Raw genomic sequence first — 17,245 nt, 5'->3', positions numbered from 1 at the left:
TATCCCAATCCCACGAGCGGGCAGTTTCAAATACAAGTCGGCAATGGGCAGTTGGCAGCAGGCAATGAATACAAAATAGAAATCTATAATGTGCTGGGAGAAAAAGTGACACGAAGTGTCATTCCGAGCGGAGCGAGGAATCTCACCATTGATATTTCCTCTCAACCCAGCGGAATTTATTTTCTGTTCGCCAAATGGACGAATCCGTCCTCTGGCGGACAACTGAACACAAGCGAAGGCGCTGCCGTAAAGAAAATTGTAAAGCAATAAACCTTTTCAGGGCTGGGGTTGCTCGGGGTTTCTGTTTCGGTACACAAACATGAGCAGCCCCACGCTCACAATGGCGCTTCCAAAAATAAAATACAGGGGCGTTTGCCCTGCTCCAATGTTTTCGGCTTCTTCCTGCAGCATGTTTTTTCCAATCAGGTAGGCAAACACCACCGCCATTCCGTTATTGAGAAAATGAAACAGCATGGAAAGCCAGAGCGAGCCGCTCCATATATAAAGATAGCCCAGCACCACGCCCAGCAGCATGCGCGGAAGAAAGCCATAGAACTGCGCATGCAGTGCGCTGAAGAGAATGGCAGTTACCCAAACGGCAGCGTGTTTGTTTTTTGTCCACTCCAGGAAAACATTCTGCATGCAGCCGCGGAAAAAAAGTTCTTCGCCCACAGCGGCAAGCAGCGCAACCACAATCACGTTTACAATTAAATCCACTGCCGAATCCATCTGCAAAAACGCTTCGGTGAGTTTTTTCAGTTTCTCCTCGCTGCTTTTCATCCATGCTTCAATGCCCGCCATGAACTCCGGAAGTTTCATGTGGCTGTTCAGTTCTCCCGCCCAATTGATTGCGGGCATCACAGAAAATACAAGAAGAATGACTGTGATTCCAATCATCAGGGGGAAACCTTTATTCATTTGCAGGTAACCGGTTTTTTTCTCGGAAGTAAAATGCGCGAAGAGAAATGCAGGAAGGATGAACGTGAAGAGCACGCTCACCGCCTGCGCTATTTTCATTCCTGTTATGAGTTTCGGATTGGAAACGTCTTCAAGGTTTGCAAGGTCGTTGATTGATTTTATATCAGCGAAGGGAATTAAAATCACTACCTGAATAATGCCTGCAATCACCAGCGCAACAAGAAACAACCCGATAAGCAGAAGAAATTTTCCTGCGGGATGAAAGTTCTGAATGGTGGATTGAATAGACATAAATCTTCGAAAAGCGAATGTATACGAAAAATACGAAATGCGAATTAAAAGAAAACATTTTACTTTTCGTACTTTCGTGCCGTTTCGTCCCATAGGGATGAAACATTTTTCGATGATTAAAATCGGCAACATACAACTCGGAAACTTTCCTCTCCTGCTTGCGCCTATGGAAGACGTGAGCGACCCGCCATTCCGCTACGTATGCAAAATGAACGGAGCGGATTTAATGTACACCGAATTTATTTCTTCCGAAGGATTGATACGCGATGCGGCAAAGAGCGTGAAGAAGTTGGACATTTTTGATTACGAGCGGCCTGTTGGAATTCAATTTTATGGCGGCAACATGGAATCAATGAAAGAAGCCGCTGAAATTATTGCTGCTGAAAAACCCGACCTCATTGATATTAATTACGGATGTCCTGTGAAAGGAGTTGCCTGCAAAGGTGCAGGGGCGGGCTTATTGCAGGATATAGATAAAATGGTTCGCATCACGGCAGAAGTGGTGAAAAGCACTTCACTTCCCGTTACGGTGAAAACCCGCCTGGGCTGGGACGACACAACAAAAAATGTGGTGGAAGTGGCAGAGCGGCTTCAAGACATCGGCATACAAGCCATCACCATTCACGGGCGCACACGCAAGCAGATGTACAAGGGACCGGCAGAATGGGAATTGATAGGTAAAATAAAAAATAACCCGCGTATGAAAATTCCTGTCTTCGGAAACGGAGATGTGGTTTCACCGGAGTTCGCCATTGACATGAAGAATAAACATGGAGTGGATGGAGTGATGATTGGAAGAGCAAGCATCGGCTATCCCTGGATATTCCGTGAGATAAAACATTTTATTGCTGCCGGAATCCATAGGGAAAAGCCCACCGTGGAAGAAAGAGTAATCACTGCTTTAACCCATCTGCAAAAATCACTTGAGTGGAAAGGGGAGAAGCAGGGAATCATTGAAATGCGCAGCCACTATTCAAATTATTTCAAAGGACTTCCCAACTTTAAGGAAACACGAATGAAACTTGTTACTTCTTTTTCGCTGGAAGAAATTTTTTCCACGCTCGATGAAGTGAGGGAAAAATATTCGGAAGGAGTTTCATTGGCGGAATAATTTTTCAGACAAAGAATAATTTTATCTTTAGCCGCAGTATGCGACATTTCATCTGCCTGGCATTTTCTCTTGTTTCATTTTTCTGCGCAGGACAAACCCTGAAGCATCCGTTTTATTTTTCGTGGGGATATAATAAGGAAGGATATGCCGATAATAATATCCGTATCAGCCAGCCGGAACTGCAGAATGATTACACACTTGTGAAAGTGCGGGGCATTGACAAGCCGGGATGGAACACCGGAATTTTCAACAAGGATTTAACCATTCCGCAATATAATTACCGCCTCGGCTACAGGGTAAATTCACTATGGGGAGTGGAACTGAACTTCGACCATACGAAATACCAGGTGCCTGACCAAACGCTTCGCATGAAAGGAAAACTAAACGGGAGAGAGGTTGATTCTTCTTTTGCACGAACCGACAGCAACTTTACCTATCAACTGAACAACGGTGCAAACTTTTTTTTGTTCAACGCAGTGAGAAGAATTACAATTCTGAACTCCGATTCGGCAAAAGTGAACATACGCTTTATCGCAAAAGCGGGAATCGGGTTCATGTATCCGCACGTGGAAAACACCATCCTGGGAAAAGACAATGTTCCGCATTTTCAATTCGGAGGGTTTGATGCCGGTGCGGAACTGGATTTGCAATTTAATTTTCTGAACACATTTTATATCGAGTACGGAATAAAAACTTTATATGCATCCTACCGGCATTTGAGAATCTATCAGGGAACTGTGAAACAAAATCTCTCCTGCGCGGAAATGATTTTATCGGCAGGCGTTTGGTTTTAGAAATTACATTACAACAATTGCAGCGGTTTCCCGATAAGCATTTTTATTTATTCCTATTTTCGCACTTCCTTCAAAAATAACTCTTATGGAAAAAAAAGACAAACGCATTGACGCTTACATAGAAAAAGCGCAGCCCTTCGCGCAGCCGATTTTGAAAAAACTTCGTGAGTTAATTCACAAAGGAAATCCCGAAGTGCAGGAAACCATCAAATGGGGAATGCCTTCGTTTGATTATAAAGGTCCGTTCTGCAGTTTTGCTGCCTTCAAGCAGCATGCGGTGTTTGGTTTCTGGAAATACAAACTCATCAAAGACCCGCACGGATACTTGGGGGAAATATTTAACAAAGGAGGCGCTTCCATGGGAAATCTCGGGCGCATGACTAACATCAGCAATATTCCTCCTGATAAATATGTAATTGATTTTGTGAAGCAGGCGAAGAAATTAAATGATGAGGGAGTGAAACTTCCCGCAAAGCCAAAGAAGCCCAAAGCAAAATTAATTGTCCCCGGTTATTTCACCAATGCAGTGAAGAAAAATAAAAAAGCGCTGAGCGTCTTCGAAAACTTTTCATACTCCAACAAAAAAGAATACGTGAACTGGATTGCCGAAGCCAAAACAGAAGTTACGAGAAACGAACGCCTGAAAACCGCAGTGCAATGGCTCAGCGGGGGAAAAGTGAGGAACTGGAAATACATCCGGTAATCTTCCGCGGGAGAAAAAGGTTAATTCGCAAACACCATCATTTTTGTCTGAACAGTTTTGCCACGACAAACCGTAGCCGTGTTCAAATGAAACTTCGTTCATTCCGCTGTGAAGAGAAACCGGAAGACGTTTTACTTCTTTTCCTGAAACATCACGAATTAAAATAAATGCTTCGCTGAATGGAATTTGTTCGTTCACCAGAACAGAAATGGTGGTGGCTTCGTCAAACGGATTGGGTTTGTTCTGCAGCAAAGAAATTTTTTCCTGCTTCAGCAATTCGTTTATTCCGGTTCCGACTGTCAATTGAATTTCCTTAGAGAACAAACTTTCAATTCCATTCGTGTCAACCGAAGCAACACTGAAAATATGATTGCCCGTTGCGCTCACATCAATTGAATCCATAACAGATAAAATTGTGTAAACAGAATCCCAATCATTCGTGAGTGTGCGCACACCTATGCGATACTTTTTATATTGTGTTTGCTGCGTGATAGTGATGAGAACTTTTGTTCCGCTCGGATTTGTTACTGTGAAATCAGGAGTGTTAGGACCAATGGCATCCATGCCGATTGCGTTTCCGTTTATCACCGTGTTGCGGGCGAGATAATGAAAATCAACAAACAAACTGTCGAGTATGCCATCGCCATTGGTATCAAAACCTAAAATATCTTTTGATGTGTGCTGACGGTCAACATAGGATGAACTCGTAACATTCGCATCTCCGTCTTCATTGGCAGAAGTGATACGCACCGCAGTGAATCCCTGCTGACGGAAAGGAATATGGTCGCCTCCGCGGTTGGTTCTGTCTTCGGGCGTCATAATATTGATTGTCATAGGAACAGAAACAAACGGAAGCAACTGTTCTTTGTATTCCAGTTTCATAAACCGCGCAAGCTGCTTGTGAAAAGAATTAAAAGTTCCGTAAGAAAAAATACGCACATCCGTGCTGTCAATGCTTCCGGCAGGAGAACAACTTGGAGCAGAAGAAGTATTTCCGCAGATGATTCCGCCCGTTATATCATTGTTCTGAACCGCTCTGATTTTAATATTTTTCTGAACACAGTAAGTTGCAAACGCGCTTGCTCCGTAAAGCCCCTGCTCTTCGCCAATCGTAACCATAAAAACTATGGTGTGATTGAAAGAATATTTGCTCATTACGCGCGCCAGTTCCATCACCAACGTGGTGCCGCTGGCATTGTCTTCCATTCCCTGCGCGAGGCAGGCAGTATCGCAGAGCACTGCGCAGCGGCTGTCAATATGTCCTTCCACAATAATGATTTGCTTGTCGGTGGTATCCATGCCGGGAAGAACGGAAATAATATTTCTGTGCTGCGCGCTGCCGCAAATGGATTGGTCAAACTGAAAATAAGAAGTGATAAGACGGTTCTGATTAGCGGCAGAAAATTGCTGAAACTTGGAATACACCCATCTTCGCGCTGCGCCAATTCCGTTTGTTGCCGAAAGAGTGTCAGAGCCCGTGTTGCGGCTATGAAATGTTCTGAGCATATCAAGATATGAATGAAGCGAATCGGAGGAAACCCGCTTGTTAATGCCGCGCGAAATGGTATCGGGATGATTGAGCACCGTGCTCGCCATGTATGCGGCAGGATTATAATTGCCGAGCATCACCTGTTCTGCAAGTTGATTGGTGCTGATAAAATTTACTTGCGAAAAAATTAGTTGAGGAGTGAGAATGAAAAATAAAAAGAGTCCTGCTTGCGCGAGGATTCGTCTGTTAGAAAATAAAATCTTTTTCATAATTCCAAATTTATTTTATCACAATAAGTTTTTTCGTCTTTGAAGTTTTTCCACAGGTGAGTTTGCAAAAATAAATACCCTGCCCCAAATTCAGATTAAGGAGTAAGGATTTTTGATTAAGGATTTTTTCTGCATATACCTTTTCTCCCATCACATTGTAAATCTCAATGGTTAATGGTTGATGGTTGATGGTTGATGTATTTCCATTAGCCATTATACATTGAACATTAAACATTCCATTAGAAGGATTGGGATAAATGCTGAAGTCGAATGTTTCAGGATTTATTTCTGCCGTGCCAAGCGCGGTGGTATCGCCTGTGTAAATGGCAGCGCCTCCGGCAAAATTTCCAATCACTAAATCCATGATGCCATCGTTGTTAATGTCTTTTCCGTTTATGGTCATGCGCTCGCCTTCCCAAATGTTCTGGTACATGGAATCGCGCAGGCGGAAATTTCCAGTAAGGTTTCCGTCAATGCTGTCGAAATGCCAAATCCATCCCATCGCAGGCGTGTTGCGGCTGGCTTCGGTTGCCACCAGCAAATGATAACTCCCCGCGCTGTCATACATAAAAGGAATTGCATAGCCGGTGCAGCAGGGTTTCACCACATCTATTCCGCCAAAGTTTTTTGTAACGAGTTTGAACGAAGGAAAGGTCTTTGTTCCGATGTTCCGGTAATAATATATTTTCCCGCTGCGCTCGCCAATAATTAAATCCAAGTCGCCATCGCGGTCAACATCTATTAACTGCGGAGCCGCTGCGTGCCCCACGTTGATGGGAACGCCTGCGCTGTCGGGATAATCCTGCGTGATGAGAATAAAATTAGCGGGACCTGCTCCTCCTGTATTTTTGAAGTAGTGAATATAACCCACATCATCGCCAACGAACATATCGGGCGCTGTGTCTCCGTCAATATCTCCGAAAGCAAGTTGCGCATTCACTGCATTGGTGGCAAGTTGCGTGGATAGGGTGGCGTAATCGGTGTTCACGAGGTTGAAAGCGGGAGCCGAAGCCGTGCCGATATTTTTATAGGCATAAATCACGTTGTAATTATCGGGAGGATTGCAGGTGCTGTCCATCTTCATGTTGTAAGTGGAAATAAGAATATCGGTGAGCCCGTCATTGTCGAAATCAAAAAACACGGGCTTGCCTCCCGAGCCCATGTCAATCATGTCTTCCTGCAATAAGTTTCTTTTCTTCCGTGCAAAAACAGGAGCGCTGTCTGTGCCGTTGTTTTTATAGTACCATATTCCATCCTTGTCAATGGAGATTCCCGCCATGTTAGGGCATACCACCAAATCGCGGACGTTGTCGTTATTCACATCCACATAAAATCCGCAGGGCAGGGCGGTGAGCGCAACGGAAATATCATATACCGGGTAAAGCGTGTCTTTCGCCACCATGTTTGCCGAAGTAATGCTTCCTCCGTTGGTGAGCATGGTCATGTTGCAGCATTTCTGCCCGAGGAGCAAATCCTTGTCCCCATCCCCGTCAATATCCATGCAGAGGGCGCAGTTGCCCCCATCGTGTGCAATTGCCCATGCATATTCTTCTTCGCGCGTTAGGGGGGGGGCAAAGGGATGAATGTGCGCGCTGTCATCCATTCTCATGCGGCAGGATTGGCCCAGGTTCACTCCGCAGCCGGTGAAGGGTTCGTTGAAATGCCCCCAGCAGCCGGCAGATAATTTAAAAATCAAACTGTCTTTTCCGTAGCCGTCTTCCACCGATTGGTTCACATGGTATTCGTATTGCGTAAGGGAAAAATCAATCGTTACCACATCCAAATCGCCATCGCCATCCACATCTTCAATGGAAGGAAGGTCAATGCGGCTCACGTAAAGATTGCTGGTGGAAGCTCCGTAATCGGAAGTGAGATACGTTTTTTCCAGCGTGAACTGCAGGTTGCCGCCCGAAGAGGTGTTCTTCCATACTTTTATTCCGCCCACGGTGATGGCATAGGTAAAAATATCAGGCAAGCCGTCTTTGTCGTAATCGCGGAGGAGCGCCCAGTCCTCCATGTGCGGAAAACGCCAGGCGTATTTTTCAGTGCTGTCGTAATAATCCACCAGGTTGGGCGTGCCGCCATTGATGAAGCAATGCACCTTGTGCGAAGTGCGGTCAAAGACGAACAAGTCCTTTTTCCCGTCAAAGTTCATGTCTATTGCCGATACCTGCACGTAGTTGAGCCCGCCCGCCCAGGGAAACTTCAAAGGGTTTCCGTTTTCTTTTACGGGAATATTATCTATGCGGTTGTAGTGCTGAGCGGAAGCAATGTAAGAAGTAAGAAGTAAGAAGTAAGAAGTGAAAGCAAACAGCCGATAGGACTTCAAATCATAGTTTTTCCATTCGCTCCGAACAAAGTTACGGAGTCCGTATTCCATCGGACAGATTCGCAGAAGATTCGTTATCCGTACCATTGAACGAAGGTAAGAAATAAAAAATGGAAAGCAAGCAGCAGGCGGCTGAATTATTTTTTTGCTGTATGAAAAAACTTTTTACATTTGCTAACGGCTAAGTGAAAGATGCAGAAATCTTTGTTGAATGCATGAGGGGGCATTCAATTGAGGGGTTTGTGTTTTTTCACTTTTTTGTTTTTATATGGGCAACTGTTGACTTTATGAATGAAAAAAATACCGATTAAAATAAAATCTTCAATACGCTGGGTGGTGGAGCGCACCATTATTCGCTTTGAAGCCAAAGGCAGGAAGACAATAGTTGTTTTTGAAAATAAAAAGAGAATCATTTCCTCTGAAACATTACAGCATTACGAAGAAATGCTGCACGGAAAAACATTTTACCGCATCAATCACAAAGATATGGTGAATAAAGAACATGTGGATTTATTCTGTTATAAAACCAGAACCGTTACGCTCAGTTGCCGGACAAAACTTCTTGCCTCTTTCAGAAAAAGAAGAAGGTTTTACGATTTTATGCATAAATAAACTACACTTATTCTGAAAACAGTTACACTTATTTGCAAAACCGCTACACTTATTATAAAAACCCCTGCACTTAACCGGGTAAAACGGCTTGACAAACCACTAAACATGAATATATATTTGCCCTCAAATTATTTTTTAACAGTACATTTGAGGTAAATAACCAAAACCTCAAATAAAATGTGGAACACAAACAAACAAAATAAAAAAAGCGTGACATCCCGATATATATCGGGGAAAACAAAAATTATTATTACTGCAATGTTTTTCTCCTCTGTTACATATAATATGTACGCTCAACTGCCCACCGCGCAGGAAAAGGGAAATAACTACAAGTTGGGCTGCTCTGTGGCAATTAATAGCATTCAAGGGCAGATGGGATTTCCTGGAGGAGCAGTAATTGCGTTGGATGAAAACGGCAATATGCAAAATGGTGGCAATAGAATTAGTAAATCACTTTCTCTAAGCATTATTCCAAAATATTTTATCAATAATGACTTTCTGTTACGCATTGAATTTGGAAGAACAAACATTAATCAGCAAATAAAGGAGGATTTTTATGAGACATCTGTGCATTATATAAACAATGACACGGTGAAACAAAGCATTACCAGATTTGCTCCTGCCATTCAATGGAATTATGTCAGAAAGAATTTTTTTGAAGCATATAGCGGTATGTCTATCATATATATGGATTATGGAAAATATTCAGAGAACTTTTATGGGGAAGACAGAGATTCTGCCACAAGTGTTTTAATATTTTCAAGAAAAGAAAATACTATAATTGATGGAGGATATGCAGCAGGTATAGGTGCTTTTACAGGTTTTAATATTTATTTGCAAAAACATATTTCAATAGGTGCTGAGTTTTCATCTTCATTTCTATATTATAAGTTAGGAGGCAAACGGATTGTAACCGATATTAATCAATCATTTCCTAATCCGCCTGCTACAACTATAAACAACTGGACAGCTTCATATAAAGGATTCAGATTTTCCAATATACTATCATCGTTTAACATTTCTTTTTGGTTCTAAAAAATAAACAACAACTAAAACAAAACAAGTATGAAAAAGCAAATTTTTATTCTAAGTATAGTAGCGCTTATGAGTGCTGACTATGCAAAATCACAATGTGGAACAACTATTATGGGACCTACTACAACCACTCAAAATAAGGTTCTTGTATTTGGTCCTACTAATGGTTGTGTTCTAAATGGAATTATCCAAGACAACGGCACCAATGTGGGGATTGGTGCAGCGGGCAGTTACAAACTCGATGTAAGCGGAGATATAAATACTAGCACAGTTTTTAAAGTAGGGGGCAAAACTGTAGTAAATGCCGGTTCTTCAAGTAATGTAGATTATTTTGGTGGAGACGCTGGCGCAAATATAATCTCTTTACAGGGATTAAATAATTCTTATCATGGGTACAGTGCAGGATGGCAAAATACTACTGGGGATCAAAATACTTGTGTTGGTCAATGGGCGAATGGTTATAATACTTCAGGAAGTGATAATACGGTATGTGGTTTTGAAGCGTCATATTATAGTGGTACAGGCAGCAGTAATACAATCATGGGAACTTATGCTGGCTATGGCGTTTATAATGTTACGCCAAATAACTATAGCAATAATTCTTTTTTTGGTAATAAAGCAGGATATTTAACTACAACAGGCGGCTCAAATCTTTTTTGCGGTGATTTGGCGGGCTATAATAATAGCAGTGCATCAGGCAATTCTTTTTTAGGGCATAATGCAGGCAACGGAAATACTACGGGAGCGCAGAATACTGCTCTTGGTTTAGCAGCAGGATACTATAATCAAACAGGAAGTAATAATACCTGTGTTGGTTATGGTGCGGGATTTGGCGATGCTACAACTTTTAATAATAGTAATAATGCTTTTTTGGGTTACAAAGCCGGCTATCCAATTACTACGGGCGGGTCAAATGCGGGCTTAGGGTTTGAATCTGAATTCAAAATCACAAGCGGCACTGGAAATTCTGCGGTTGGTTATGGCTCTTTACTAAATGTAACTACGAGCAATTACAATACTGCTATCGGTATTAATGCAGGTCTTACCTGCAATGCCGACAGCAATGTTTTTGTGGGCGCTTATGCCGATGCGAATGTTTCTACTTTAACAAACTGCGCAGCGTTTGGATATGGTACAACTGCCGCTGCATCCGATAAATTTTATTTCGGAAACTCAGCAGTAATAGAATGCCGTGCTAAAGCATGGACTGCTACAAGCGATGGCCGCTTTAAGTTCAATGTTAAAGAAGAAGTAAAAGGGCTGGACTTCATCAAAAAACTCCGCCCCGTAACATACCAGATGGATACAAAAGCATTAGATGCTTTTGTTAACCAAAACAAACCTCAGCAAAAAGACAGTTTGGGAAATCTTATAAATAATTTACCTCAGGGTGATTATTCAAAATCCATGAGCGTCATACATTCCGGCTTTATTGCGCAGGAAGTAGAGAAGGCGACAAATGAAAGCGGTTACAAGTGTTCTATTGTAAGTACACCCGGCAGCGCCAATGACCCTTACGGTCTCAACTATGGTGAAATTGTTGTCCCCCTCGTCAAAGCCGTTCAGGAACTGAGCAAAAAGCAAGATAGTTTGGAAACAGTAATTGCCACCTTAAAAGGCGCAGGGCAGCGCACCAATGGCAGCGGCAATAATAATTCAAACAGCAATACCGAGCAGGGAAATAGTACAAACATTCATGAACTCGAACTGGCAAACACGGCTGTGCTTTTTCAGAATTCACCCAACCCCTTTGGCGATGGCACCACCATAAAATACTTTGTGCCCGATAACGCCAATGCGCAGGTTGTTTTTTACGATGAGTTCGGCAATCAGTTAAAAACTTATAAAGTGGAAGAAAAAGGAATGGGGCAATTGAATATTGCTTCTGAAAACCTTGCCAACGGAATGTATTCCTATTCGCTGGTTGTAAATGGAAAAATAACAGACACCAAAAAAATGTTGAGGTCAAAATAATAATTAAAACTTCCGAAATCCCGACAGCGAAGCGTATCGGGACTCCGCAGCAAATAATTAAAATCCTAAATCCTAATTTTCAATTCATAATTCATAATTCATAATTTCTAATTTCCAAAACCATGGCATCCAAACATCCTTACAAAGTGGCGCTGCACTGTACCGACAAAGAGCCGGTGAAAGTAAACAACCTTGCCGCCAAAGTGATTCAGAAAATGACGACCAATGCAAATGATTTTCCAAATTCAGGCGCGCTGATTGCCACCCTCACCACCGACAACACGAAACTAAGCAATTACATTTCGCTTGCCAAAGGCGACCATGCCATGAAAGACAAACGCGATGCGCAAAGCAAATTAGTGTATAAAGAAATGAACACCAAACTGCGCCACCTGGTGGACGATGTTGCCGATGGCGACAAAACCATTATTGACGAGTCGGGCTTTGATGCCACCGAAGATGCCACCGCCCACGGCATACCCGCAGTGCCCGTAATTTCAAAAATAACCGATGTGAAAAAAGCCCCAGGCACCGCCAAAATACTGCTCGAAAAGAAAAAGAAAAAAGAATTAGTGGTTGCCAAAGCCGCCAACAAGGGAGCAGGATTAAAATACACCGCGCAAACCACTCCCGCGCCTCATACCGACACCAGTAAATGGACCAATGCCGTTGAAGGAGTTAGTTCCAAAGCGCTGCTGCTCACCGGGCTCGTCAAAGCAAACGAAATAGACGTGCGCGTGCGTGCCGAAGACGGAGATAAAAAAAGCGCATGGAGCGAACCCATGAGTTTTCTGCCCCGCACAAGCGCGCCTTCAACCACTCCTGCGGCTTAATCAGGTATCAGATATCCTCTGTTGAAGTTTAATCGTGCCTGGTAAGAGTTCAACCATCCGTAGTTAATTCCTTACCACCCTCTGTTGAAGTTCTACCACCCTTGGTAAGAGTTCTACCACCCTCTGTTGATGTTCAACTGCCCGTAGTTGATTCCTTACCACCCTCTGTTGAAGTTCTACCACCCTTGGTAAGAGTTCTACCGCCCTCTGTTGTTCTTCAATCGTGCATGGTAAGAGTTCAACCATTCTCTGTTGTTCTTCAATCGTGCTTTGTAAGCGTTCTACCAATGGTGTTTTTTCGTGCAAAAAGGCAGGCAAGTTGAAAATATGCTTAAAAATTATATTCAGTGGCAAGTTGAGTACGCTGTTCTTGGTACTGGGGTGAGTTAAAACTTCACCATCACCCTTGCATTCAGCAGGCGGGAGGAAAGATAATTGGGCACTGCGTATTGCCTGCCGGTTACATCGCGCACCCAGAGATAAGACACCACGTTGTTTACCGCAAGAAGATTGTAAACTTCGAGAGAGAACCAGATGGATTTGAGATGACGGATGACGGATGACGGATGGCTGACGCCTGGTTCATTGCCGTTATCGTCTGTCGTCTGTCGTCTGTCCTTCAGAATTTCATACGAGAATCCTATATCCACTCTTCTGTAAGGCGGCATGCGGAAAACATTTTTCCAGAGTTCATGCGTGGGAGGACCAAAGGGCAAACCGCTTCCGAAGAGAAGGTTCATGTGCATTTTGCAGCGCGGAAGCATGGGCAAATAATCCTGAAAGAACATGCTGAAGGTTACGCGCTGGTCGGTGGGGCGCGGCAGGTAGCCGGGTTCTTTGCGGATGCTGTCCACCGCAACGCTGTTATGCGAGTAGCCGGGAATGATGGTGTCTCCATCGCTGTTCAGGCGGATGTAATAGGAATCGTCTTTAATATCGTACATGGTTTTCATAACGGATAAACTCATCCACGAATCAATTCCTTTCACAAATTCTCCGGCAACTTTCGTGTCCATTCCTGTTGCATAGCCCTTGGCGTTGTTGACGGCATAGTAGCGAAGGCGCACGTTGTCTACTTCATACGGAATTAAATTATCCAACTGCTTGTAATAAATTTCTGAAATGAGTTTGAACGGGCGCCCCCATGCTTTGTAGTTCACATCTGTTCCCAGCACATAGTGAATGGACTGCTGCGCTTTCACCTCTTTGTGAACGGTTCCGCTGAAGTCGCGGAGTTCGCGGTAAAAAGGCGGCTGGTAATAATAGCCCGAAGATGCTTTGAACAATACATCGTGTTTCCATTTGGGTTTGAATGAAAGCGTGGCGCGCGGAGAAATTAATAATTGCTGATTTACATCCCAGTAATTAGCCCGCACTCCGGTTGTTAAAGTAAACTCACCTCCTTGTTGCAAGCTATCTTTACTCCCTTTAGGGCGGGGGCTGCCTTCCCAATTCCACGCGTGCTGAACATATCCGGTATAGCGGTTGGAAGAAAGTTCGTTTTCGGCTCGCACGATTTCATTCAGTTCCAGATTCTGATACGGCTGCACATTCGGATTTACATAGCCCGTTGAATCGCTGGCATGCGGAAGGGAATATCCTGCCGAGTCAATCATCGTCCACTCGCTGAGTTTATCGTTGATGATTTCATGCTGGTATTTCACTCCCCACCAGAGTTGGCGGTTTTTTTCTTTCCATAGTTTATTTCCCTTGTGTTCGAAATTGTAAACGGTGGCGTTCAGGTAATTCCGCGCGTGATTCAGAAATCCTCCCGTGCCAATGTTGAATGCCGATTGCCCGAAGTTGCTGCTGCCTAAATCATTTTCTAGTTCGTTTAGGGAATATTGCCCCAGCACATCAAAGGTTTCATTTTCTCTGGTGTTGAATGTGGAGGTAATGAATTTCAGCGTGAGGTCTTTTCCGTGCGGGCGGTAAATGGCGGAGTAGGCGCCCGTGAGCGTCTGGTAATCGTCAATCTCCTGCCCATCGAAAAGTACATTGAGTTGCAGCGCTTCGTTCACCGTTCCGAAAGAGGACTTGCGCGACTGCGGAATCATGCGGAACTTATTGCGCGCCACGTTCAGAAGAATGTCGTGCTCCCATTCGTCTGTTGGATTATAGGTGATGAACGACTGCACATCGTAGAAGAGCGGCTTGTAATCACCTTTCGTGTCGAGCGATTTCAGCAGATAGGAATTTGATTTTTCGCGAATACCAACCAGATACGTGAAACGCTTGTCTTTCGAAGCGCCTTCGAGATGAACAGCACTTCCGAGCAATCCGCCCGAAACGCTTCCGGCAAATTCACGCGGATGCGTGTAGCGGATGTCGAGCACCGAAGACATCTTGTCTCCGTAGCGCGCTTCAAACCCGCCTGAAGAAAAATTAATGGACGACACCAAGTCGGAGTTTACAAAACTCAAGCCCTCCTGCTGCCCGGTGTGAACAAGAAACGGGCGGTACACTTCAATGTCGTTCACGTAAACAAGGTTCTCGTCAAAATTTCCTCCGCGCACGGAATAGGTTGAACTGAGTTCGTTGCTCTGCTGAACGCCCAGTTGAGTGAAGATAATGGTGTTGAAATCCTGCGATGCGCCCGCCTGCAGAAAAACATCTTTGGTGGGAATGGTCTGAATGAAATTAGAGCGCTGGTATTTATCTTCCACCACAAATGTGTCGAGTGTCTTGGATGCTTCCACCGAAACATCCGCCTTTTTCTTTTCGCCTGCGGCAAGGCGGACGGTCTTCAACCTGATTCCGAAACTCACGTGAGAAAATTCTATGGTGAGATTCGTGTCTGATGGAAGGGTTAATTCATAATCGCCTTTCTCGCTGGTGGCGGTGGAGGTTTTTGTATTACGCACCGAAACTTTTACATCGGCAATGGGCTTTCCCTGCTTGTCGGTGATTTTGCCGTAGAGAGTTGCGGTTTGCGCAAAAGAGGGAATAAGGAAATAGGGGAATAGGGAAATAAGGGAAAGGCAGAGCAAAGTTCCAAGTCGCAAGTTCCAAGTTCCAAGTTTCAAGGGAACAACCCATGCTGGCTGTTTCTTGTGATTTGTGACTTGGGGCTTGGTGCTTGGGACTTTCATTTGTTACTTCGGCAGTTGCCCTTTCAATCGTCTGATGGTTTTGTCAATCCACTTTTCGTTCGGCATCATGCACTTTTGAATGCGCGCGGCATAGCGGATGCTGGCAAGTATTTCTTCCTGCTTTTCTTCTATTTTCTTTTTCTGCTCGGTGATGAGAATGTTCTTCTTTTTGATTTGCGTATAAGCACGGAAGATGAAGGCGGCAAACACAACCACCAGCAACAAACCGCTAACGACAAACAGGAGTATTATATTTTGTTTGCGCGCTTCGGCTGCTGCAATGGCATCTTTCTTCTCCTGCTCTGCTTTTGTGGCGGCTTCTTTCTTTTCAAACTCGTAGTTCATTTGCAGCCGAACGGTTTTTTTGGTGTTCTCCTCGTTCAGAATACTATCCTTATATATAATGTAGAGTTTGTAATTGTTGTATGCGCTGCTGAAATGTTCGTTTGCCCCTTGCCAATTGCCGATTGCCGATTGCCGACTGGCTATAGCGCTATCCGCCTCCGCAAGCCCTGCGTAACTTTCTTTAATCCACTCCTTACTGCCTATTGCCTTGCTTAACTCCAGGGATTTTTGCAGTTCTTCTTTTCCTTCTTTTGCATGCCCTTGCTTTATATATATTTCTCCGATGTTGATGTGAGAAGCGGCAATGCCATACTTGTCTCCGATTTCTTCTTTTATTTTCAAAGAAGCGAAATACTCTTTGAGCGCTTCGGGGTAATTGCCTTGCAGATAATAAATATTTCCGATGTTGATGTGAGAAGTGGCAATGCCTTCCTTATCTCCGATTTCTTCTCTGATTTTCAAGGAAGCGAAATACTCTTTGAGCGCATCGGGGTAGTTGCCTTGCTGATAGTAAATATTTCCGATGTTGATGTGAGAACGAGCGATGCCGTTCTTATCTCCGAGTTCTTCATATATTTTCAATGAAGCGAAATACTCTTTGAGCGCATCGGGGTAATTGCCTTGCTGATAGTAAATATTTCCGATGTTGTTGTGAGAAGCGGCAATGCCTTGCTTGTCTCCGATTTCTTCTTTTATTTTCAGCGAAGCGAAATACTCTTTGAGCGCTTCGGGGTAATTGCCTTGTTGCCAATAAATATTTCCGATGTTGTTGTGAGAAGCGGCAATGCCTTTTTTATCTCCGATTTCTTCTTTTATTTTCAAAGATGTGAAATACTCTTTCAGTGCCTCAGGGTAATTGCCTTGCTGCCAATAAATATTTCCGATGATGTTGTGAGATTGAGCAATGCCTTTCTTGATAGTTGATTGGTTGTCCCGATAGCTATCGGGAGGTTTATTGGTTGATTGGGGAAGAAGTTTTTCACCCAGAGATAATGCTTCTTTTCCGTAGTTCAATCCTTTTTCATAGTCGCCTGTCAAGTAATATTCCCGGCATAAATTATTGAGGTCAATTACTTTGGTGGTATCTTCTTTGTCTTTTTTGAGGAGAGAGAGGAGGGAATCCACTTTAGAAAGTTGGTCTGATGGAATACGGACTCCGTCACTTTGTGCGGAGCAGTTGGCAGCGGGTAGTTGGCAAAAGAAAATGCAAATACAGAACAACCGAACAACCGAACAATCGAACAATCGAACAGGGCTGTTGTAAACCTTCAAGGTTTTCAAAACCTTGAAGGTTTGAATGTTTGGCGCGGTTGCGCGCCATTCGTACTTCTGCATTTTGGTTTTCATTTGTTACTTTGGCATTTTCGCTTTCAGTCGCGCAATTTCTTTTGCAATCCACTTCTCGCTGGGCATCATGCACTTTTGAATGCGCGCGGCATAGCGGATGCTT

12 protein-coding genes are annotated in these 17,245 nt (G+C 43.8%); 8 read left to right on the top strand and 4 right to left on the bottom strand.

Annotated features, from left to right (window positions below; translation table 11 throughout):
• On the top strand, positions 1-270 hold a 270-nt coding region (locus HY063_10200; GenBank protein MBI3502156.1), incomplete at its 5' end, for a T9SS type A sorting domain-containing protein.
• Positions 271-276: 6 nt separating this feature from the next.
• Here the strand turns inward: HY063_10200 and HY063_10195 are convergent.
• Entirely contained in the window at positions 277-1,209 is a 933-nt protein-coding gene (locus HY063_10195; protein ID MBI3502155.1) for a CPBP family intramembrane metalloprotease, read from the bottom strand.
• Between the two features lie 112 nt (positions 1,210-1,321).
• Between HY063_10195 and dusB the strand changes: the two genes are divergently transcribed.
• From dusB to HY063_10180, 3 genes are all read left to right on the top strand, one after another.
• Positions 1,322-2,320 (top strand): tRNA dihydrouridine synthase DusB, encoded by a 999-nt coding sequence (gene dusB, locus HY063_10190; protein MBI3502154.1) that lies wholly within the window; start codon positions 1,322-1,324, stop codon positions 2,318-2,320.
• A gap of 38 nt (positions 2,321-2,358) precedes the next feature.
• A complete protein-coding gene (locus HY063_10185) occupies positions 2,359-3,114 on the top strand; it encodes a hypothetical protein (GenBank protein MBI3502153.1) in 756 nt (251 codons plus the stop codon).
• An 85-nt stretch (positions 3,115-3,199) separates the two neighbouring features.
• Entirely contained in the window at positions 3,200-3,817 is a 618-nt protein-coding gene (locus HY063_10180; GenBank protein ID MBI3502152.1) for a YdeI/OmpD-associated family protein, read from the top strand.
• 1,768 nt (positions 3,818-5,585) lie between these two features.
• On the opposite strand, the gene HY063_10175 is transcribed toward HY063_10180, so the two are convergent.
• Complete coding sequence (locus HY063_10175) at positions 5,586-7,991, bottom strand: T9SS type A sorting domain-containing protein (GenBank protein MBI3502151.1); 2,406 nt, start codon at positions 7,989-7,991, stop codon at positions 5,586-5,588.
• A 204-nt stretch (positions 7,992-8,195) separates the two neighbouring features.
• Between HY063_10175 and HY063_10170 the strand changes: the two genes are divergently transcribed.
• The 4 genes from HY063_10170 (at position 8,196) to HY063_10155 (ending at position 12,358) form a co-directional block, all read left to right on the top strand.
• Positions 8,196-8,516 (top strand): LytTR family transcriptional regulator DNA-binding domain-containing protein, encoded by a 321-nt coding sequence (locus HY063_10170; GenBank protein MBI3502150.1) that lies wholly within the window; start codon positions 8,196-8,198, stop codon positions 8,514-8,516.
• Between the two features lie 177 nt (positions 8,517-8,693).
• Positions 8,694-9,551: a hypothetical protein gene (locus HY063_10165; GenBank protein ID MBI3502149.1), complete on the top strand. Its 858-nt coding sequence runs from the start codon at positions 8,694-8,696 to the stop codon at positions 9,549-9,551.
• Between the two features lie 30 nt (positions 9,552-9,581).
• Positions 9,582-11,525, top strand: coding sequence for a tail fiber domain-containing protein (locus tag HY063_10160; GenBank protein MBI3502148.1), 1,944 nt, complete (start codon positions 9,582-9,584; stop codon positions 11,523-11,525).
• Positions 11,526-11,647: 122 nt separating this feature from the next.
• Complete coding sequence (locus HY063_10155) at positions 11,648-12,358, top strand: hypothetical protein (protein MBI3502147.1); 711 nt, start codon at positions 11,648-11,650, stop codon at positions 12,356-12,358.
• A gap of 386 nt (positions 12,359-12,744) precedes the next feature.
• On the opposite strand, the gene HY063_10150 is transcribed toward HY063_10155, so the two are convergent.
• Positions 12,745-15,450 carry a carboxypeptidase-like regulatory domain-containing protein gene (locus tag HY063_10150; GenBank protein ID MBI3502146.1) on the bottom strand — a complete coding sequence of 902 codons (2,706 nt, stop codon included), beginning with the start codon at positions 15,448-15,450 and terminating at the stop codon, positions 12,745-12,747.
• A gap of 3 nt (positions 15,451-15,453) precedes the next feature.
• A complete protein-coding gene (locus HY063_10145; GenBank protein MBI3502145.1) occupies positions 15,454-17,142 on the bottom strand; it encodes a tetratricopeptide repeat protein in 1,689 nt (562 codons plus the stop codon).
• Between the last annotated feature and the right edge of the window lie 103 nt (positions 17,143-17,245).

The organism is Bacteroidota bacterium, from assembly GCA_016195025.1.
GTDB lineage: Bacteria > Bacteroidota > Bacteroidia > Palsa-948 > Palsa-948 > Palsa-948.
The sequence above is the reverse complement of the archived record's forward strand: the minus strand, read 5'-3'. Positions and strand labels throughout refer to the sequence as shown.